The following is a 19,154-nucleotide window of genomic DNA, read 5'->3' as shown; positions in this document are numbered from 1 at the left end:
GTTCCTACGTGATTCACATCACGTTTGCGAGTGGGTGGCGAACGGGCAAAGGGGCGGATTTTCGGTCGAATCGGACGCGCCGAACCGGGTCGGGACATCGGCGCATGCGCTGTCGGTGTCCGCCGGTAGCCTCTCTGCCGTGGCTCTCTACCGGAAGTACCGACCGGCAACGTTCGCTGAAGTCGTGGGGCAGGAGCACGTCACCGATCCCCTGAGTACGGCGCTCGACACCGGTCGCATCAGTCATGCGTACCTGTTCTCGGGACCGCGCGGATGTGGCAAGACCTCATCGGCGCGCATCCTCGCGCGCTCGCTGAACTGTGTGGAGGGGCCGACGTCCACACCGTGCGGAGTGTGCGCGTCGTGTGTGGCGCTCGCCCCGGGCGGACCGGGCAACCTCGATGTCATCGAACTCGACGCCGCGAGCCACGGCGGCGTCGACGACACCCGCGAACTGCGCGACCGCGCCTTCTACGCGCCCGCCGAATCCCGCTACCGCGTCTTCATCGTCGACGAGGCGCACATGGTGACCACTGCGGGCTTCAACGCGCTGCTGAAGATCGTGGAGGAGCCGCCCGCCCACCTCATCTTCGTCTTCGCCACCACCGAACCGGACAAGGTGCTGCCCACCATCCGGTCCCGCACCCACCACTACCCCTTCCGGCTGCTGCCGCCCGCCACCATGCGCGGACTGCTCGGCCGCATCTGCGATCAGGAAGGGGTGCGGGTCGAGGAATCGGTGTACCCGTTGGTGATTCGCGCGGGCGGCGGTTCGCCGCGCGACAGCCTCAGCGTGCTGGACCAGCTGCTGGCCGGCGCCGGATCCGAGGGGGTCACCTATCCGCGCGCGGTGTCGCTGCTCGGCGTCACCGATATCGCCCTCATCGACGACGCCGTCGAGGCGCTGGCGACCGATGACGGCGCCGCCCTGTTCGGTGTCATCGACCGCGTGGTCGAATCCGGCCACGACCCCCGCCGCTTCGCCACCGACCTGCTCGAACGCCTGCGCGACCTGATCCTGCTGCGCGCCGTCCCCGACGCCACCGACCGCGGCCTGGTCTCCGGCCCCGGCGACGTCCTCGACCGCATGCGCGCCCAGGCCGACGCCATCGGCCCCGCCACCCTCACCCGCTACGCCGAACTCCTGCACGAGGGTCTCGGCGAGATGCGCGGCGCCACCGCCCCCCGCCTGCTGCTCGAGGTCATCGCGGCCCGCATGCTGCTGCCCTCGGCCACCGACACCGAATCCGCGGCCCTGCAACGCCTGGAACGCATCGAACGCCGCCTGGCGGGTGCACCCCTGCCCCCGGCCGCCGGTAACGCCGCGCCCGGTAGCCCGACCGCTGGCAACCCGACCGTTGGCAACCCGACCGCCGCCGACCCCGGCGTCGCGGGCAGCGCGACCCCGCAGCACGGCGCGCAGCCCACGGCCGGACCCTCGGCGGCGCAGCCGAACCCCGGCGGCTCACCACGCCGTCGCGGCGCGGAAGCCCTCGCCGCCATGCGCGCCGAGAAGTCCGGCACCCAGGCATCCCCCGCACCCGGAACCCGCCAGCCCGAGCCCACCCCACCGAGTGGAGCGGCACCCTCCGGCAGCGCGACGGGAGGATCCACATCCGCGACGAGTGCCGCCGGGCCTTCGCACGGGGCGGCGGGTAAGCCCGCGCCGACGTCGACGGGAGCCCCCGCGAACCGGGCGGCGGCGGGCAATTCCGCTCCGACATCCTCGAACAGCACACCGGCGGATACCCACGACGCACCGGACGCCAGCGCTGCCGCGAAACCGGAGGGTGGTGTGACCGATGCGGGGGGCAGCGCACCGGACCTCGACGCCATCGCGCAATCCGGCGACCCGGCGGCGGCACCGTCCGCTGCGCGCCTGCCGTCCGGCACCTCCGCCGCCCGGCCACCCGAACTCGACCCGGTCACCGGCGGCCCGTCCGACCTGCCGAAATCCGCGGCCCGGCCGGAAGTTGCCGCCCCGCAACAACAGTCATCCGCCGAAGCGGCCCCTAGCTCACCGGGCGGCGGCGTTTCCCAGGCTGGCACGGGATCGGCCACAGGGTCGGCGGCCGCATCGGTCACCACCGCGTCGGCCGCCACCCAACCGGCTACATCACCTGCCGCCCAACCGGTTTCGCCCGCATCCCCCGACCCGGCCGCCGATTTCGAGCGAGCCCGCGAAACCCTGCTCATGCTGGTCGGGTACGCCAGCGCCCGCGCGGTCGCCGAACCGCAGTGGACCGAGAAGCTCACCGCCTGGGCCGCCCGCCTGCACACCCTCACCCCGGCCGCCAACGCCGAAATCCAGACGGTGCTGACCGAAGACGCCGCCGCTCTGCGCGAACTGCTCGGCTCCGCCGCGCGCGTCGTCCATGGCGCGGACCCGGCCGTCCCGAGCGTCCCCGTGACCGGTGGTGCGGCCGCTCCGGCGCGATCCGCCGACCCCGCCACTGCCGCATCCGTCGACACGCCCGGCGCTGCCGCCGGTTCCACCGGGGCACCGGACGCTTCGAGCGGCGAAGCTGTTGCGCCCGCGTCGCCGGCACACGCCGCGCGGCCATCGGCCGCTGCGGACAGCCCGGCCACGCGGTCGGATGCGGACGCCCGCGAACAGGCGTCGGAGGGCGTCGGTAGCGCTGCCGCGCAGCGTGACGCGGACGGCGCGGCACGGGGCACCAGCGCCCGCGCGGAAGGGGCGGCCCCGCAGGCCGTGCCCGCTTCCGTGATCGATGCCGGACTCCAGGATTCGGCTGCGGTGGCCGGCTCCACTGCCGGACGCGGCTCTTCCGACGGTGGGGCGCACGGTGCCGCTGGCGAGCATAGGCAGCCAGGCGATCGGTCCGATGCGAACGCTGCGGCGCAGCGCCGGAACACCGGTGTGCCGGAAGGGGACTCGGCCCCTGAACTGCCGAACGCACCGGCCGTCGCGGGTACGGCGGTCGACCCGTCGGTCGGGGAGGACTCGACCGGCGGTGCCCCGCGCGGCGCCGATGGGCAACGTGATCGGGTCGGTGACCGTGCCGCCGGTCCGGACGCCACGGGACAGCGGCGGACCGCCGAGGTTCCCGACTTCGTCCCGGGTGCCGACGCACCGGACGGGGTCGCGGGCTGGTCGGATGTCTCCGGTACCTCCGGTGCCGCGCGGGCCGGGGCGGTGGGGACGCCGGGCGGGGGCGATACGACATCGACTGCCACCCGCATGGCCGGGCCGGGACACCCGGGGGAGCCCGCCACCGGACGCGAGGGCGCCGAGTCACCTGCCGTGGCCGCCGCGCAGGAGCACGAAGCGGGCGACGTGCGGCGTGGGGCGGGAATCGGCGGCGCGACCGCGGACGCGGTGCCCGCTGAGGCTGCTACGGACACCGAGGGCGGTGCTGGCGGTGATGCTTTCGTGGCCGCGCGGGCTGGAGAGGGCGCGTCTGTCGTGCCGGAATCGGAGACCGCCAGCGGTGCGGCTCGGCCTGGGCAGGACGGCGCTGTCGAGGCTGAGATCGGACGTGGCGCCGAGGTGGCCGGTGCGGCGGAGCCGACGGCGGGCAGCGGTGTGCCTGACACAGCGGCGGGTGCCGGGAAGTCCGAGCGTGCCGGTGCGGCCGATGGAGCGGCGGGGGCCGACATGTTGGCGACTGTGGAGGGGGCCTGGGTCGAGATCAAGGCGAAGGTGCGGGAGTTCGGGCCCGCGCTGCCCGCCCTGCTGGCCGCCGCCGCGGTCGCGCGGGTCGAGGGCGATGTGATCGTGCTGGCGCATCAGCACGCGGCGCTGGCGCAGCGGTTGTCGGAGGCGAAGAACCTGGAGGCGGTGCGGTCGACCGTGCGGGCGGTACTCGGGCGGGAGTTCGAGGTGCGCTGGGAGGTCGGCGGTGCCGCGCCGGGTGGTGCCGGACGGAGTGCCGGGAACACCGGACGCGGGGCGGGCGCCGGAGGCGGGCAGGCTGCGGCGAAGAAGGCTCCGCCGAAGTTCTCCCGGCCGAGTCAGGCCAAGGCCGCCGCGGGGGCGGCCGAGCCGCGGACCGATACGTCCGGCGGCTGGGGTGCCCCGCCGTCGAGCGCCCGGGACGGGGACTCGTCCGGGGGCACTCCGGCATCCCCCCTGGACGACGATATTCCGCTGCCCGACGGGCCGGACCTTCCCGACGACCCGGGGCCGTCGGACTACTCGCCGGTAGGTTATGACGGGGTCCCACCTGCTTCGACAGAGGAGGAGGAGCGGGAGATGTTGGCCGATGCGGCCGTGCCCGTACCGCCCGGTGATCGCCGCGACCCGGATGAGATGGCCTTGGAGTTGTTGCGGTCGGAGTTGGGTGCCAGCCCGCTGGAGGCTTGACAGCACCCGTGTGAGGCACCTTAAGTTAACCGGAGTTCGCATCCGGCGGTACTATGATCGGGTGGCCGTGAGTTCTGGCTCGGCGAGGTTCTAAGGTATGCCCAGGCGCAAGGGCTGCCGGAGCGTCGACAAGCCGGTTCGTGACGCGGTTTGTACAGCGTCAGGACGGTCGGTCGACAAGGCCGGTCGGCGAGGTAACCGCGGCCGCCCCGCACAACGCGGTGACGGCGCACCTTTAGAGAGGACAACTCCGATATGACCACAGAGGCCTACATTTACGAGGCCGTCCGCACTCCGCGCGGCAAGAACCGTGGCGGCTCGCTGCATTCGGTCAAGCCGATCGACCTGACCACCGGTCTGGTCCAGGAGCTGCGGAACCGGTTCCCGAACCTGGACGAGGACCGCATCTCGGACATCATCCTCGGCGTGGTCTCGCCGGTCGGTGACCAGGGCGCCGACATCGCCCGCACCACCGTGCTGACCGCGGGTCTGCCCGACACCGTCGGCGGCTTCCAGCTCAACCGCTTCTGCGCCTCCGGCCTCGAGGCCGTCAACCTGGCCGCGCAGAAGGTCCGCTCCGGCTTCGACGATCTCGTCATCGCCGGCGGCGTCGAGTCCATGTCCCGCGTGCCGATGGGCTCCGACGGCGGCGCCATGTTCATGGACCCGGCCACCGCGTACCCGAACTACATCGTTCCGCAGGGCATCTCGGCCGACCTCATCGCCACCATCGAGGGCTTCACCCGCGACGACGTGGACGCCTACGCCGTCCGCTCGCAGGACCTCGCCGCCAAGGCATGGAAGAACGGCTACTTCGCCAACTCCGTCGTCCCGGTCAAGGACATGAACGGTCTGACCGTGCTGGACAACGACGAGCACATGCGTCCCGGCACCACCGCCGCCGACCTGGGCAAGCTGAACCCGGCCTTCGCCGGTATCGGCGACATGGGCGGCTTCGATGCCGTCGCCATGCAGCGCTACACCTACGTCGAGAAGATCGAGCACGTCCACACCGGTGGCAACAGCTCGGGCATCGTCGACGGCGCCGCCCTGGTGCTGGTCGGCAACGAGGACGCCGGAAAGGCTTCCGGCCTGACCGCCCGCGCCCGCATCGTGGCCACCGCCACCTCCGGCGCCGACGCCACCATCATGCTCACCGGCCCGACCCCGGCCGCCGAGAAGGCCCTCGCGAAGGCAGGACTGAAGCGTGAGGACATCGATCTCTACGAGATCAACGAGGCCTTCGCCTCCGTCGTCCTGAAGTTCCAGAAGGACTTGCAGATCCCGGACGAGAAGCTGAACGTCAACGGTGGCGCGATCGCCATGGGCCACCCGCTGGGCGCCACCGGCGCCATGATCACCGGCACCATGGTCGACGAGCTGCACCGTCGCAATGCCCGCTACGCGCTGATCACCCTGTGCATCGGCGGCGGCATGGGTGTGGCCACCATCATCGAACGCGTCTGACGCCCACTGACTTTTCTCTAGGAGAACGAGAACCAATGACTGAGAACATGATCGGCTGGGAGAAGGACGCCGACGGCATCGTCGTGCTGACCATGGACGACCCGAATCAGGGCGCCAACACCATGAACCAGCTGTACAAGGACTCGATGCGGGCCACCGTGGACCGCCTCGTGGCCGAGGTCGACGACATCACCGGTGTCGTCATCACCTCCGCGAAGAAGACCTTCTTCGCCGGCGGCGACCTCAAGAACATGATGCAGACCGGCCCGGACGACGCCGCCGCCATCATGGAGGAGCTCACCTTCATCAAGAGCGACCTGCGTCGACTCGAGCAGCTGGGCAAGCCGGTCGTCGCGGCCATCAACGGTGCCGCGCTCGGTGGTGGCCTGGAGATCGCGCTGGCCACGCACTACCGCATCGCCGCCGACGTCAAGGGCCTGAAGATCGGCCTGCCCGAGGTGAAGCTGGGTCTGCTGCCCGCCGGTGGCGGCGTCACCCGCGTCACCCGCATGCTCGGCATCGCCAACGGCCTGATGGGCGTGCTGCTGCAGGGCAACGAGTTCAACGCGCAGAAGGCCAAGGCCACCGGCCTGGTCAACGAGGTCGTCGGTTCCATCGAGGAGCTGGTCCCGGCCGCCAAGGCGTGGATCAAGGCCAACCCGGACAAGGGCGTGCAGCCCTGGGACGTCAAGGGTTTCAAGATCCCCGGTGGCACCCCGTCCACCCCGTCGCTGGCCGCCAACCTGCCGGCGTTCCCGGCCAACCTGCGCAAGCAGCTCAAGGGCCAGAACATGCCGGCCCCGCAGGCCATCATGGCCGCCGCGGTCGAGGGCGCGCAGGTCGACTTCGACAATGCCTCGCTCATCGAGTCGCGCTACTTCGTCTCGCTGCTGACCGGCCCGGTCGCGAAGAACATGATCCAGGCGTTCTTCTTCGACCTGCAGTCGATCAACAACGGCGGTTCGCGTCCCAAGGACGTGCCGAAGCGTGAGATCAAGAAGGTCGGCGTCATCGGCGCGGGCATGATGGGCGCGGGCATCGCGTACGTCACCGCCAAGGCCGGTATCGACGTCGTCCTCAAGGACGTCACCATCGAGGCCGCCAACAAGGGCAAGGACTACTCGGTCAAGCTCGAGGAGAAGGCGCTCTCGCGGGGCAAGACCACCGAGGAGAAGTCCAAGGCGCTGCTGGATCGGATCACCCCGACCGCCGATCCCAAGGATTTCGCGGGCGTGGACTTCGTCATCGAGGCCGTGTTCGAGAACCCCGAGCTGAAGAACAAGGTCTTCCAGGAGATCGAGGACATCGTGGACGCCGACGCGCTGCTCGGCTCCAACACCTCGACCCTGCCGATCACCCTGCTGGCGGGTGGTGTGAAGCGGGCCGAGGACTTCATCGGCATCCACTTCTTCTCGCCGGTCGACAAGATGCCGCTGGTCGAGATCATCAAGGGTGAGAAGACCTCCGACGAGGCGCTGGCCCGGGTGTACGACTACACCCTCGCCATCCGCAAGACCCCGATCGTGGTCAACGACTCGCGCGGCTTCTACACCTCGCGCGTCATCGGCAAGTTCATCAACGAGGCCATCAAGATGCTCGACGAGGGCATCGACCCGCAGACCATCGAGCAGGCCGGTCTGCAGGCGGGCTACCCGGCGGCTCCGCTGAAGCTGTCGGACGAGCTGAACTTCACCACCATGCAGAAGATCTACAAGGAGACCGCGGCGGCCCTCGAGGCCGAGGGCGGCGAGATCGACGCCGCCTCCGCCGCGACCGCCGCGATCCTGGACAAGCTGGTGGGCGAGTTCGACCGCAAGGGCAAGGCCGGTGGCGCGGGCTTCTACGACTACGAGAACGGCAAGGCCACCAGCCTGTGGTCGGAGCTGCGCTCGCTGTACAAGACCTCGACCGAACTGCCCGAGGGCGTCACCTTCCAGGATCTGAAGGACCGCATGCTGTTCGCGGAGGCCATCGAGACCCAGAAGTGCTTCGACGAGGGTGTGCTCACCACCACCGCCGACGCCAACATCGGCTCGATCTTCGGCATCGGCTTCCCGGCCTGGACCGGTGGCACCCACCAGTTCATCGTGGGCTACCCGGGTGGGCAGGAGGCCTTCGTGGCCCGTGCCGACGAACTGGCCGCCAAGTTCGGCGACCGTTTCCAGGTGCCCGCGTCGCTGCGCAAGTAACTCTCCTGCGGGCGCATATGCGCCACTGACGCGGTGCGTACCGTGTCTGCCGGGGTGAACCACACGGCCCGGATCGCGAATATCGCGGTCCGGGCCGTGTCCCGTTTTCCCGACCTCCACCGACCCTGCTGATTCGAACCGGTCGGCACGCCGAGATACGCGGCGAATCGTCCACACACCCCGCACACCCGCGCTACGTTTGAAATATGCGCGGGTAGAACGCTGGGCTGGCCCGTACGTTTCGGTATGCGCTTGTTCCGAGTTCGAGGTGGGCGGAGATGAATCCACAGTCACGTTCGGGGAAACCCCGAGCAGACACAACTCCAGCCGACACGAACACGCAGAACTACCTTCCGGTCGGCCTGGTCGACGAGCTCGAGGTGATGGGACTCTTCGACGCCGAGGAGATCGGACGGGGCGGGTTCGGCGTGGTGTACCGCTGCGCCCAGCGGGCCCTGGACCGCGAGGTCGCGGTGAAGGTGCTGTCCTCGGAGATCGACGACGAGAGCCGGGAGCGCTTCCTGCGTGAGGAACAGGCCATGGGGCGACTGTCCGGACACCCCAATATCGTCGAGATCCTGCAGGTGGACGTGACGGCGAGCGGACAGCCGTTCATCGTCATGCCCTTCGCCGTGCACGGTTCGCTGGAGCGGCTCGTGCGCGACCGCGGGCCGCTGAGCTGGTCGGACACCGTGCGGGTCGGGGTCAAACTGGCCGGAGCCATCGAGAGCGCGCATCGGGCGCACGTGCTGCACCGCGATGTGAAACCCGCGAACGTCCTGCTCAGCCGGTACGGGGAACCACAGCTCACCGATTTCGGCATCGCTCGCATTCCGGGCGGATTCCGCACCTCGACCAGCATGATCACCGGATCACCCGCCTTCACCGCGCCCGAGGTGCTCAAGGGCGAGGAGCCGACCGTGCGCTCGGATGTCTACGGCCTCGGGGCCACCCTGTTCGCCCTGCTGACCGGGCACGCGGCCTTCGAGCGGAAGGTGGGGGAGAAGGTCGTCTCCCAGTTCCTGCGCATCACCAGCCAGCCGCTGCCGGATCTGCGCGAGCAGGACATCCCCGCCGACGTCGCCGCGGCCATCGAGGCGGCCATGGCGCCCGATCCACGCGACCGGCCCGCCAGCGCGGTGGAATTCGGGGAGATGCTGCGCACGGTGCAGCGCGAGCACGGTCAGGTGCCCGATGAGATGGCACTGCTCGACAGTGGCCCGCCCGAGTCGGACGTGTCGGCGGAATCTCCTGCCGCCCAATCCTATTCACCAGTGCGCAGTGGCACGGTGGTGACGTCGCCGCGGCGGTCGCTGAGCTTCCCGCCGCTCGGCGGAACCCGCGCGGGCACCGCCACCGGCAGCCAGGCCGCCCATACCGGCACCACGATGCCCCCCACCGCCGTCACCAAATTCCGGCCGCCCACCCCGGCGCGGGAACCGGTGGCGCGCCCTCGCCTGCTGGAACCGCTGCGGGCGGCCGGGCAGCGGCGGCTCGCGCTGATCCACGCCCCGGCGGGCTTCGGCAAGAGCACCCTGGCCGCGCAGTGGTGCGCCGAACTCACCGATCGCGGCGTGGCGGTGGCCTGGATCGGCATCGACAGCGACGACGACAACGAGGTGTGGCTGCTCGCCCACATCATCGCCGCCATCCGGCGGGTGCGGCCCGAGCTCGGCGCGGGCCTGGAGCAGGCCCTCGAGGAGCGTCCCGCCGACGCGGTGCCGTTCGCGGTGTCCACGCTCATCGACGAGATCCACGCCAGCGGGTCCACCGTGGTCGTGGTGGTGGACGACTGGCATCGCAGCACCGATACCGGCGCGCAGCGGGTGCTGGAGGCACTGCTCGACAACGGTTGCCACCACCTGCGATTCGTCATCACCAGCCGGGATCGGTCCGGGTTGCCGCTGAATCGGATGCAGGTGGCCGACGAACTGGTGGAGATCGGGTCGGGGCAGCTGCGGCTGACCGAGGCGGAGACGCGGCAGATGCTGGCCGACCGGTCCGCCTGCGAGCTCACCGACCGGCAGATCGAGCAGATCCACACCGCCACCGACGGCTGGCCCGCCGCCTTGCAGCTGATCTGCATGACACTGCGTTCCGAACACGACCCCGAGCAGCTCATCGCGCGACTGTCCGGTGATACCAAGGCGATTCGCGAGTACCTCGCCGAGAACGTGCTCGACGGGCTGGAACCGCGCATGCTCGGCTTCCTCAGCGCGGTCGCGGTGCCGGAACGGGTGAACGCCTCGTTGGCCGCCGCGCTCACCGGCGATCCGGACGCCGCGGGGCTCTTGGAGCAGGCGGAGGAGCGCGAACTGTTCCTGCACCGGCTCGACGACGATCCGACCTGGTTCCGGATGCAGCCCATGTTCGCCGAACAGCTGCGCGCCCGTCTGGACCGCACCGCGCCAGGGGAACAGAAGGTATTGCACCGCAAGGCGGCTCGCTGGTTCGCCGAGCACAATATGCTGCGCCAGTCGGTGGATCACGCACTGGCCGCCGCCGATTTCAAGATGGCGCTGGACCTGGTCGAGAACGGCGGCATGGATCTCATCGACCGTTCGCGACTGGCCACCCTGTTCGGAACGGTGTCGAAACTGCCTGTGCAGCAGGTGACTTCGCGCTCCAAGCTGCTCATGGCCTTGGCGCGGGCGAATGTGAACCTACAGCAGTCGAGCGCGGCGCGTTCGGCGCTGGGGCGGCTGTCGAATCTGCTCGCCCGCACCTCGCCGACCGATGCCGAGGCGGTGCGGCAGCGCTGCCAGGCCGCGGTGCTGGCGGCCGTCGACCAGGTGGCGCGCGACCGCACCGAGGGCGTGGCCGAACGCATCGCCGAATGTCTGCGCCTGGCCGACGATCTGCCCGCGTGGACGGTGTCCACCGCCGCGAATCTGGCCTCCTTCGTGCGGTTGTGCGATTTCGACTTCGACGGCGCGCGCGAGATGCAGGAGTGGGCGGCGACCTATCACGCCCGCTCCGCCGATCCGCTGGGCGAGGTGCTCGGGTTGTGCGGGCTCGGCGCCGCGGCCTACGAACAACTCGATATCGCCACCGCCACCGCGGCTTTCGAGCAGGCGTGGCAGACCGCGCGGGATCGGTCCGGACCGCGCTCGCATGCGGTGCGGGTGGCGGCGGCGCTCCTGGGTGAGATGACCTACCGACGCGGCGATCTGGAGGCCGCCGAACGGCTGCTCGATCAGAGCCACCAGCTGACGGCTCGAATCGGGCCGGTGGACTTCCTCATCACCACCTTCGTGATCGGTGCGCGGGTCAAGGCCGTGCGCGGTGATCTGGAGACCGCCGCCGCCCGCCTCGACGAGGGGGCGCGCATCGCGGCCGACCGCAAGGTGGCCCGCCTCGCGGCCCATATTCGCGCCGAACGCCTGCGCCTGGGTCTGCCGCCCGACCCGCTCACCGGCGGTCAGGTCACCGAACCGCTGGTGCGCGCCGTCCGCCACACCACCGGAACCGCCTGGCTCACCGCGGAAGCCGAGGAGATCGCCACCATCCGCGCGCTGCTGGCCCGCCACTACCGCGGCTCGGACGGCTACTTCGGCAACGACGACATCGCCCCGCTCGGCACCGATGACACCACCGTCAAACGCGCCCGCGCCCTGCACGCCCGCATCCGCGAACAACGCCGTCCCCGAGCCGAATTGGATTCCGCCCTGCTGCTGGCCGAATGCCTGTCCACCGCGGGCTGGGCGGGCGAATCCATCAGCGTGTTCACCCCGGTGGTGGTGCGCTGCGCCGAACTGAACTGGCCCCGACCACTGCTCGACGCGGGCCCCGGCGTGCTCGGCATCCTGCGCACCCTCCGGCACGAAATGCCGTTGGGCACCGGGGGACAGGAGCCGCAGGAGCTGCCCCGCCGGTTCCTGGACTCACTGCTGTGACGGAACCGTCCGCGGTTCGCGTCGAGGGCGGTTCGCGTCGAGGGCTACGGCTGCCACCAGGGGCGTAGCGGCACCGTCCATTCCTGGTCGGCTCCGAGCTTGACGCCTAGGACCTGGTGCAGCTGCACCACATTGCGTTCGAAGCCGAGCTGACAGCCCGCCATGTAGAGGCCCCAGACCTTGGCGGTGCCCTCGCCGACCTCGGCCACCGCCTTGTCCCAGTTCTCGACCAGGTTGTCGCACCATTCGGAGAGGGTGAGCGCGTAGTGGCGGCGCAGGTTCTCCTCGTGCAGAACCTCGAGGCCGACGTTCTGGATCTCGGAGATGATGCGGCCGGAGCCGATCAGCTCCCCGTCGGGGAAGACGTACCGGTCGATGAAATCGCCCGCCTTGGTGGTGCGGGTGTTGTCGGGCCGGGTGATGCAGTGGTTGAGGAACAGACCGCCGTCGCGCAGCTTCGACTTCATGAAGGTGAAGTACGCGGGATAGTTGTGCACACCGATGTGCTCGGTGAGGCCGATGGAGGAGATGGCGTCGAAGTCGCCCTCCGGCACGTCGCGGTAATCGGAGTGGCGCACCTCGGCGAGGTCGGTCAGGCCCTCCTCGCGAATCTTGCGCTGCGCCCACTCGGCCTGCTCGGCCGACAGCGTCGCGCCGATGACCCTGACCCCGCGCTTGGCGGCGTAGCGCACCATGCCGCCCCAGCCGCAGCCGATATCGAGCAGCCGGTCGCCTTCCTGCAGGCGCAGCTTGTCGAAGACCAGCCGGTACTTGTTCTCCTGCGCCTCTTCGAGCGTCTGATTCTCGTTGTCGTAGGCGGCGCAGGTGTAGGTCATGGACGGGCCGAGCACATACTCGTAGAAGGTGTTCGACACGTCGTAGTGGTGGTGGATGGCCTCGGCGTCGCGCAGCTTGGAATGGCGCAGCCCCTCCAACGCCACCCGCCGCCAGCGCGGCATGGCCTCCTGGGGCGGCGGCGGCACCGGCTTCATCAGCTCCCAGCCGAGCGAACGGGCGATGACCACCAGTTGCAGCGCGGTCGGGCGGCGGAACTTCAGCCCCGCCATGGCCTTCAGCAGCGCGTACGGGTCGCCGGGATGCACACCGTGGGCGAGCATGTCACCGGCGATGTAGGCCCGGGCCATCCCGAGGTCGCCGGGTGCGGTGGCGATGTAGTTGACGCCGCGCGGGTTCTTGATCTCCAGGCCGAATTCCGAATCCGCGGGCCCCGTCGTACTGCCGTCGTAGGCGGTGAACCGGATGGGCATATCACCGTCGATCAGGGTCTCGAAGATCTCGGCAATGGTGAGTTTGGTTCCGAGTTCCGCGAAGACATCGGAACGATCCTTGAATGTCGTCACTTGCGTTGCACCGCCTTCGAATACAGATCCAGTAATCGATGCTGGGGGTCGTAGCGTTCCTTCAGCTCGGTGTAGGTGTGCCCGCCGTAGAGCGCCGCGAACTCATCCTGGCCGTAGTAGGCATCCGAGTACAGGGATTTATGACCGTCCAGTTCGGAGACTTTCCGCTCTATGGCGCGGTTGGCCGCGCCCTCGGGCTGTCCGGGAACGGTCGGGACGGCCGACCAGAAGCCCACGTTCACATAGGTCCGCTTCGGTTCCAGCGGATACAGGGGCCAGGGCCGATCGCCCTGCTCGCGGTCGGTGTCGCGCAGGCGCAGGGGGCACAGCCAGATCGGCTCGATGGGAATCTCGCGCAGGAACCAGTGCATGAACTCCGCGGTGCGCTCGATGGGCACCTCGATGTCCTGTACCACCCGCTCCCGCGGTGGATTGCCCTTGCGGGCCTCGAGCTTGTCGCCGATGTCGTACTTGTGGTCCAGGGCGATGAGCTTCCAGTAGAAGCTGCTGCGCCGGTACTGCCGGGGCCAGAAGCGCCGGATCCGCGGATTCTGGGTGCCGAACGCCCGTGAGCACCAGAACCAGTCGGTATCCCAGCGCCACAGGTAGTCGTGGATGGTGAGCCGGTCGCGCTTCGGCGCGGGGCCGTCGTGCTGGATGGACCGGTAGTAGATGTCCATACCGGTGTAATCGCTGACCGGGCCGGGTTCGTCGGTCTGCCGACCGAGGATCAGGTAGCTCTCGTCGGCGGTGAACACCACGCCGTCGAGGTAGTCGACCCGCTCGCCGTCGTGGGCGCGGTCGGCGACGATCCGGCCCATGGCGGCCTCGAGGTCGCCCAGATCGTGGAAGCGCAGGTGGCGCAGGGCCACATAGGGCGGCACCGGCTCCAGCTCGATCTTCAGCCGGGTCGAGTAGCCGAGTGTGCCGTAGGAGTTCGGGAATCCCCGGAACAGGTCGGCGTGCTCGTTGTCCGGCGTGGCGGTGATGATCTCGCCCGACCCGGTGAGGATATCGATCTCCAGCACCGATTCGTGCGGCAGGCCGTTGCGGAAGGAGGTCGACTCGATGCCCAGGCCGGTCACCGCGCCGCCCAGCGTGATGGTCTTGAGCTGCGGCACCACCAGCGGTGCGAGCCCGTACGGCAGGGTGGTGGCCACCAGGTCCTCATAGGTGGTCATGCCCGCCACATCGGCGGTGCGCGCCTCCGGGTCGACCGCGATGACCTTCGTCAATCCCGATACGTCGAGTCCGGGGGCGGTGTTCTTGGCGCGGGCCCGGAACAGATTGGAGGTCTTCTTCGCCAGGCGGACATCGGCGTCGCGTGGAATGGCGCGATAGGACGCCAGCAGTCGTTCGACCCCGGCCTGGTGCGCGGCGAAACCCGATTCCACTGCGGCCGGTGCGCGGCCGGCCTTCCCCAACAGACTCACTGCCACCTGTGGAACCTATCGCGGACCCGGCGAGTCGGCCAGCAGGATCACACCGGCGGGGCGGTTTTTCACGCACAGTTTGCATCCGTGTCGATGGGCGCCACCTGCGGCGGGGCGAATCTATTCCGATCCGGACCGTGACAATAGTTACTCTAGCTAACTTTATGGTCCCGAATGACGCCGCCGACATCGGAGCGGACCGATCCCGTCGCACCGGCGGCGGCGTAGCATAACCGGGCGGCAAGAGGCCGAGAGCCGGGAATCAGTAAGGAGCTCATGGTGGGACAGGTCAGCGCGTCCAGCTCGATCGTGGTGGCGGCCGAACCGAAGCGGGCGCTGGAGGCGATCGCGGACTACGAGACGGTGCGCCCGCGCATCCTCTCCTCGCACTACCGCGACTACAAGGTGGTCGAGGGCGGCAAGGGCGCCGGCACCGTGGCGGAGTGGACGCTCCAGGCCACCGAGAAGCGCTCCCGCAATGTGCGCGCCGCCATCTCGGTCTCCGATTCCATGGTGACCGAACGGGATTCGAACTCCTCCATGGTCACCACCTGGACCGTCACCCCGCAGGGCACCGGCTCCCTGGTCAACGTGCGCACCAGCTGGAAGGGCGCGGGCGGTATCGGCGGCATCTTCGAGGGCATCTTCGCCCCGCTCGGCCTGAAGAAGATCCAGGCCGAGGTGCTGGAGAACCTGAAGCGCGAACTGGCCTGAGCCCGCGATCGGGTCAGCCCGCCGCGATATCGAACAGATTGCCCTCCGGATCGGCGAGGGTGGTCCAGCGGACGCCGTACTCGTCGAAGTCGCCGATGTGCTTGGCCCCCAGGGCCACCGCGCGGTCGATCTGAGCGGGCAGATCATCGGCGACCAGATCCAGATGCACCACGTTCTTGCCCGGATTCTTATCCGGCACGGCCAGGAACATGAGGGTGGGCGACGCGCCCGCCGTGCGGCCGACGGTCGCGAAGAACTGATTGGCGTCGGGGTCGACCGGCCGGTCCAGCAGTTGTGACCAGAACGCGGCCAGGGCGGCGGCGTCGGCGCAGTCGATGGTGATATTGGCGATGGTGAGGGACATGGTGGTGCTTCCTTTCCAGGTGGGGCGAGTTCAGAGTCGGCCGATGGGCCAGCAGATCTCGGTGTGGTAGTCGGCGGGCGCGGCGTCGCCGGGGCCGATCAGGTACACCTCGCGAATCGGTTCGGCCAGGGCGGTGTCGTGTTCGGCCACATGGCTGCCGAGGGCGCCGTAGGTGCGATCGAAATCGTCGAACGGACCGTGGTGGACGGCGATGGCGAAGCGGCGGGCCGGGAGATCGACCACCGAGCCCAGCGCGGCGGCGCGTTCCCGGTCGCGTTCCGCGACGGGAACGAAGGCGACCACTTCGCCCTTGTCCTGCTCGAAGAACTCCACCGCGTAGGTGGCTCCCGCCGGACCCGCGGGCGTGAGGTCGGCCGCGGCGAGCGATTCGGACAGGGCGGTGAACGCCGTCTCGCACCAGGCGTCGATGCCGTCGCGCGCCACCGTCTCCGCCATGGCCAGGGCGGGGAAGCTCGGGATCGAACGGTATTCCACGGCGACCGCGGTGGACGGCGTCAGCAATGCGCGCAGCGACGCCACCACATCGCGGGTCCGCAGCAACTCGGCCTCCATGCGTGCCAGGTGCCCGCGCAGCGCGGCGTCCCGGGTGTCCCGGTCCGGGGCGGCCAGCACCTCCTGAATTTCCGGCAGCGGCATATTCAGATCCCGCAGGCGGCGGATCAGATGCGCCCGCTCCACCTGATCCGTCGAATACCGCCGGTACCCGCTGTGCGCGTCCACCACCGCGGGCTCCAGCAGCCCGATGTCGTGGTAGTACCGCAGCGCCTTCACGCTGAGATGGGTGAGCCGGGAGAACTCCCCGATCGGAACGATCGCTGTCATGCCCTAAGGGAACACCCTCCTACCGGGGGAGAGTCAACGACCTTCGGTGTGCGGGGGCTGCGCGGGTCGCCGCCGTCGCGAGCACGACTACGCTGGACGGCGATCCCCACTCAGAGAGGAACACGTCCGTGGAACCCGGTGGACAGTTCGACATGCAGGCGTTGCTCGCCCAGGCCCAGCAGATGCAGGAAGCGGTCATGGCGGCGCAGCAGGAGATCGCCGCCTCCGAGGTGGAGGGCGAGGCGGGGGGCGGGCTGGTGCGCGCCAAGATTCGCGCCACCGGCGAGGTGCTGTCGCTGGCCATCGATCCCAAGATCGTCGATCCGGAGGATGTGGAAACGCTCCAGGATCTGGTGATCGGCGCGGTCAACGACGCCATGGCCAATGCGCAGAATCTGGCCGCCGAGCGATTGGGTCCGCTCGCCGGCGGTATGGGTGGCATGGGCGGCGGCGCGCTGCCCGGCTTCTGATCGAGGACGCCGGTGTACGAGGGTCCCGTTCAGGATCTCATCGACGAACTGGGCAAACTGCCCGGTGTCGGACCGAAGTCCGCGCAGCGCATCGCCTTTCACCTGTTGGCGGTGGAGCCGCCGGAGATCGACCGGCTGCAGGCCGCCCTGCAGAAGGTGCGCGACGGCGTGCGCTTCTGCGAGGTCTGCGGCACCGTCTCCGACGGCGAACTGTGCCGCATCTGCGCCGATCCGCGCCGCGATCTCAGCATGATCTGCGTGGTGGAGGAGCCCAAGGATGTGCAGGCCATCGAGCGCACCCGGGAGTTCCGGGGGCGCTATCACGTGCTGGGTGGCGCGCTCGACCCGCTCAGCGGCGTCGGCCCGGACCAGCTGCGCATCCGGGAACTGTTGACCCGCATCGGAACCCAGGCCGACGGCGTGGACGTCACCGAGGTGATCATCGCGACCGACCCGAATACCGAGGGCGAGGCCACGGCCACCTATCTGGTGCGCATGCTCCGCGACTTCCCGGGCCTGTCGGTGACCCGCCTGGCCTCGGGGTTGCCGATGGGCGGCGATCTGGAGTTCGCCGACGAGCTCACCTTGGGACGCGCGCTGTCGGGGCGGCGCGCGCTCTGAGCCGTCCGGCCGCTCAGCTCCGGACGTCGCCGACCAGGTAGCGGACGCCGCCGGTCCAGATCTCCAGGGCGGCCGGCTCGGGGCAGGGGATCTGCTGGTGATTGCGGGTGATGCCGGGGCCGGTGCCGGTGACGAGCAGCGACGCGACGCCGACGCTCGCGGCGGCCACGGTCGCGAGGACGACCAGACGCTTGCTGATCAGCACCGGAGGGCGCGTTTGCTGGCGTAGCTCCATGATTCTCCCTCGTCGGATGGGACATGGGAAAAGCGGGAACGTGCTGTGGGCAGCGAAAGGCTAACGCTCGCGGGCGGCGCGAGCGGGGCATCAGGGGCCGCGAGGCCGAATCGAGACGCGTTCGATCGCGTTACGAGACCGACCGGTCGGCCTCGATCAGAGTTCCAGCCGCTCCCAGTCGAGCGCGTCGAAGTCGGCGCGATCCTCGGTGGTCCACGCCCAGATGAGGTCGGCCACCGCGGCCGCATCGTCCACCGAGGTGGCGAAGTGCCGGTCGGGGGAGCCGTCGCGGTATTCGAGCGTGTACCGACCGTCGGGGTGACGGTAGGTCTGCACGTACCGCTGATCTCCCCGCTCCACGATCAGATACGGTCCGGGATCCGCCAGCGCCGGCAGCCAGAGATCGAGCAATTCCTTGGTGACATAAGGGAATTCGCCCGCACCGCCGTGTGTGACCGTGGCCGGGATATGCCCGGCGGGATCGGCCAGCCAGGTCAGCTGCGGATCGTAGACGGCGTAGCCGCGCGGCGTGGCCAGCTCGAACAGCAGCGCCCGCACATGGCCGATGGCGTCGTACGGCGTGGAAACGACCAGCGTGGCACCGTTGTCCTTGCCGCCGAGCGGAGTGGAACTCAGGAAGCTGTCGGCTTCCGGCAGCTCCCCATCGCGCCGCTCCAACTCCGCGGCGATCTCGGCCACGACCCCGGCTTCGGGCTGCCCCTCCTGCGCTGTGAGGTAGGCGTCGACCTCGGCGGGCGTGCGCGCCACACCCGAGGGCAGCAGGATCTGGTCATAACTCACCCCGCCAGGCTAGCTGGCCCGCCTCCCCGCCCAGGGGTCAGCTGGTTCGGCGTAGGTGGAGAGTCTCGGCGGTGGACTCTGGGTGTGTGCACTGGCAGCCGCCCGCTATATCGCCGCAGTCCACGATGAAGGTGTGGCGGGCGTGGGCGGAGTCTGGGCAGTCGGGGTCGGTGCATTCCACCGATCGGTCGGCGTGCTCGACCAGGGTGCCGTGACAGTGGTCGAGGGCCGATGTGCAGGACGAGCAGACCGAGTTGGCCATGGAGCCTCCTTCAACCGTTCCCTACGTCCTAGCACTCGGCACCGACAGTCGCGGGAATCCGCGGCGTGTCGTCCGGACTGTCCGGAAAATGCCTGACGTCGGGGGAGTGCCGGGCGTGTCGTGTACCCCGGGGCGTGGTGCGGGCGAAAAGCGGTGCGTGAAGTGGGTTCT

14 protein-coding genes are annotated in these 19,154 nt (G+C 69.5%); 7 read left to right on the top strand and 7 right to left on the bottom strand.

What is annotated here, in order from left to right:
• Positions 1 to 139 precede the first annotated feature (139 nt).
• From FOH10_RS35920 to FOH10_RS30150, 4 genes are all read left to right on the top strand, one after another.
• Positions 140 to 4,327, top strand: a complete 4,188-nt coding sequence (locus FOH10_RS35920) for a DNA polymerase III subunit gamma and tau (protein ID WP_244961435.1) — start codon at positions 140 to 142, stop codon at positions 4,325 to 4,327.
• Between the two features lie 255 nt (positions 4,328 to 4,582).
• On the top strand, positions 4,583 to 5,794 hold the full coding sequence (locus FOH10_RS30160; RefSeq protein WP_029932843.1) for an acetyl-CoA C-acetyltransferase: 1,212 nt from the start codon (positions 4,583 to 4,585) through the stop codon (positions 5,792 to 5,794).
• 35 nt (positions 5,795 to 5,829) lie between these two features.
• Positions 5,830 to 7,983, top strand: a complete 2,154-nt coding sequence (locus FOH10_RS30155; protein WP_039808662.1) for a 3-hydroxyacyl-CoA dehydrogenase NAD-binding domain-containing protein — start codon at positions 5,830 to 5,832, stop codon at positions 7,981 to 7,983.
• Between the two features lie 383 nt (positions 7,984 to 8,366).
• A complete protein-coding gene (locus FOH10_RS30150; protein ID WP_244961434.1) occupies positions 8,367 to 11,879 on the top strand; it encodes a serine/threonine-protein kinase in 3,513 nt (1,170 codons plus the stop codon).
• A gap of 44 nt (positions 11,880 to 11,923) precedes the next feature.
• Here FOH10_RS30150 and FOH10_RS30145 read toward each other — a convergent pair whose 3' ends face one another.
• Entirely contained in the window at positions 11,924 to 13,240 is a 1,317-nt protein-coding gene (locus FOH10_RS30145; protein WP_143983213.1) for a class I SAM-dependent methyltransferase, read from the bottom strand.
• Complete coding sequence (locus FOH10_RS30140) at positions 13,237 to 14,673, bottom strand: FAD-binding oxidoreductase (protein WP_143984403.1); 1,437 nt, start codon at positions 14,671 to 14,673, stop codon at positions 13,237 to 13,239. Before FOH10_RS30140 ends, FOH10_RS30145 begins: the two co-directional genes overlap by 4 nt.
• A gap of 279 nt (positions 14,674 to 14,952) precedes the next feature.
• Between FOH10_RS30140 and FOH10_RS30135 the strand changes: the two genes are divergently transcribed.
• The gene (locus FOH10_RS30135; RefSeq protein WP_143984402.1) at positions 14,953 to 15,387 is read left to right on the top strand and encodes an SRPBCC family protein; all 435 of its coding nucleotides are present in this window, start codon (positions 14,953 to 14,955) and stop codon (positions 15,385 to 15,387) included.
• A gap of 13 nt (positions 15,388 to 15,400) precedes the next feature.
• On the opposite strand, the gene FOH10_RS30130 is transcribed toward FOH10_RS30135, so the two are convergent.
• Together FOH10_RS30130 and FOH10_RS30125 are read right to left on the bottom strand one after the other, a co-directional pair.
• Positions 15,401 to 15,751 (bottom strand): VOC family protein, encoded by a 351-nt coding sequence (locus FOH10_RS30130; protein ID WP_143983212.1) that lies wholly within the window; start codon positions 15,749 to 15,751, stop codon positions 15,401 to 15,403.
• Between the two features lie 30 nt (positions 15,752 to 15,781).
• Positions 15,782 to 16,594 carry a MerR family transcriptional regulator gene (locus tag FOH10_RS30125; RefSeq protein ID WP_143983211.1) on the bottom strand — a complete coding sequence of 271 codons (813 nt, stop codon included), beginning with the start codon at positions 16,592 to 16,594 and terminating at the stop codon, positions 15,782 to 15,784.
• 128 nt (positions 16,595 to 16,722) lie between these two features.
• Between FOH10_RS30125 and FOH10_RS30120 the strand changes: the two genes are divergently transcribed.
• A complete protein-coding gene (locus tag FOH10_RS30120) occupies positions 16,723 to 17,064 on the top strand; it encodes a YbaB/EbfC family nucleoid-associated protein (RefSeq protein WP_029932836.1) in 342 nt (113 codons plus the stop codon).
• A gap of 12 nt (positions 17,065 to 17,076) precedes the next feature.
• The gene (gene recR, locus FOH10_RS30115; protein WP_029932835.1) at positions 17,077 to 17,685 is read left to right on the top strand and encodes a recombination mediator RecR; all 609 of its coding nucleotides are present in this window, start codon (positions 17,077 to 17,079) and stop codon (positions 17,683 to 17,685) included.
• A gap of 13 nt (positions 17,686 to 17,698) precedes the next feature.
• On the opposite strand, the gene FOH10_RS30110 is transcribed toward recR, so the two are convergent.
• From FOH10_RS30110 to FOH10_RS30100, 3 genes are all read right to left on the bottom strand, one after another.
• Positions 17,699 to 17,920 carry a hypothetical protein gene (locus FOH10_RS30110; RefSeq protein WP_115061502.1) on the bottom strand — a complete coding sequence of 74 codons (222 nt, stop codon included), beginning with the start codon at positions 17,918 to 17,920 and terminating at the stop codon, positions 17,699 to 17,701.
• A gap of 156 nt (positions 17,921 to 18,076) precedes the next feature.
• Positions 18,077 to 18,721 (bottom strand): hypothetical protein, encoded by a 645-nt coding sequence (locus FOH10_RS30105; RefSeq protein WP_143983210.1) that lies wholly within the window; start codon positions 18,719 to 18,721, stop codon positions 18,077 to 18,079.
• 37 nt (positions 18,722 to 18,758) lie between these two features.
• Entirely contained in the window at positions 18,759 to 18,983 is a 225-nt protein-coding gene (locus tag FOH10_RS30100) for a hypothetical protein (RefSeq protein WP_039808675.1), read from the bottom strand.
• Positions 18,984 to 19,154 lie beyond the last annotated feature (171 nt).

The organism is Nocardia otitidiscaviarum (assembly GCF_007362295.1).
In the GTDB taxonomy this organism is placed as follows: Bacteria; Actinomycetota; Actinomycetes; order Mycobacteriales; family Mycobacteriaceae; genus Nocardia; species Nocardia otitidiscaviarum.
The sequence above is the reverse complement of the archived record's forward strand: the minus strand, read 5'-3'. Positions and strand labels throughout refer to the sequence as shown.

What these genes read in the sequence shown, in the direction of transcription:
- FOH10_RS30130 (WP_143983212.1), bottom strand. Translation starts at nt 15,751, where the DNA reads ATGTCCCTCACCATCGCCAATATCACCATCGACTGCGCCGACGCCGCC.
- FOH10_RS30125 (WP_143983211.1), bottom strand. Translation starts at nt 16,594, where the DNA reads ATGACAGCGATCGTTCCGATCGGGGAGTTCTCCCGGCTCACCCATCTC.
- FOH10_RS30150 (WP_244961434.1), top strand. Translation starts at nt 8,367, where the DNA reads ATGGGACTCTTCGACGCCGAGGAGATCGGACGGGGCGGGTTCGGCGTG.
- FOH10_RS30110 (WP_115061502.1), bottom strand. Translation starts at nt 17,920, where the DNA reads ATGGAGCTACGCCAGCAAACGCGCCCTCCGGTGCTGATCAGCAAGCGT.
- FOH10_RS30160 (WP_029932843.1), top strand. Translation starts at nt 4,583, where the DNA reads ATGACCACAGAGGCCTACATTTACGAGGCCGTCCGCACTCCGCGCGGC.
- FOH10_RS30155 (WP_039808662.1), top strand. Translation starts at nt 5,830, where the DNA reads ATGACTGAGAACATGATCGGCTGGGAGAAGGACGCCGACGGCATCGTC.
- FOH10_RS30100 (WP_039808675.1), bottom strand. Translation starts at nt 18,983, where the DNA reads ATGGCCAACTCGGTCTGCTCGTCCTGCACATCGGCCCTCGACCACTGT.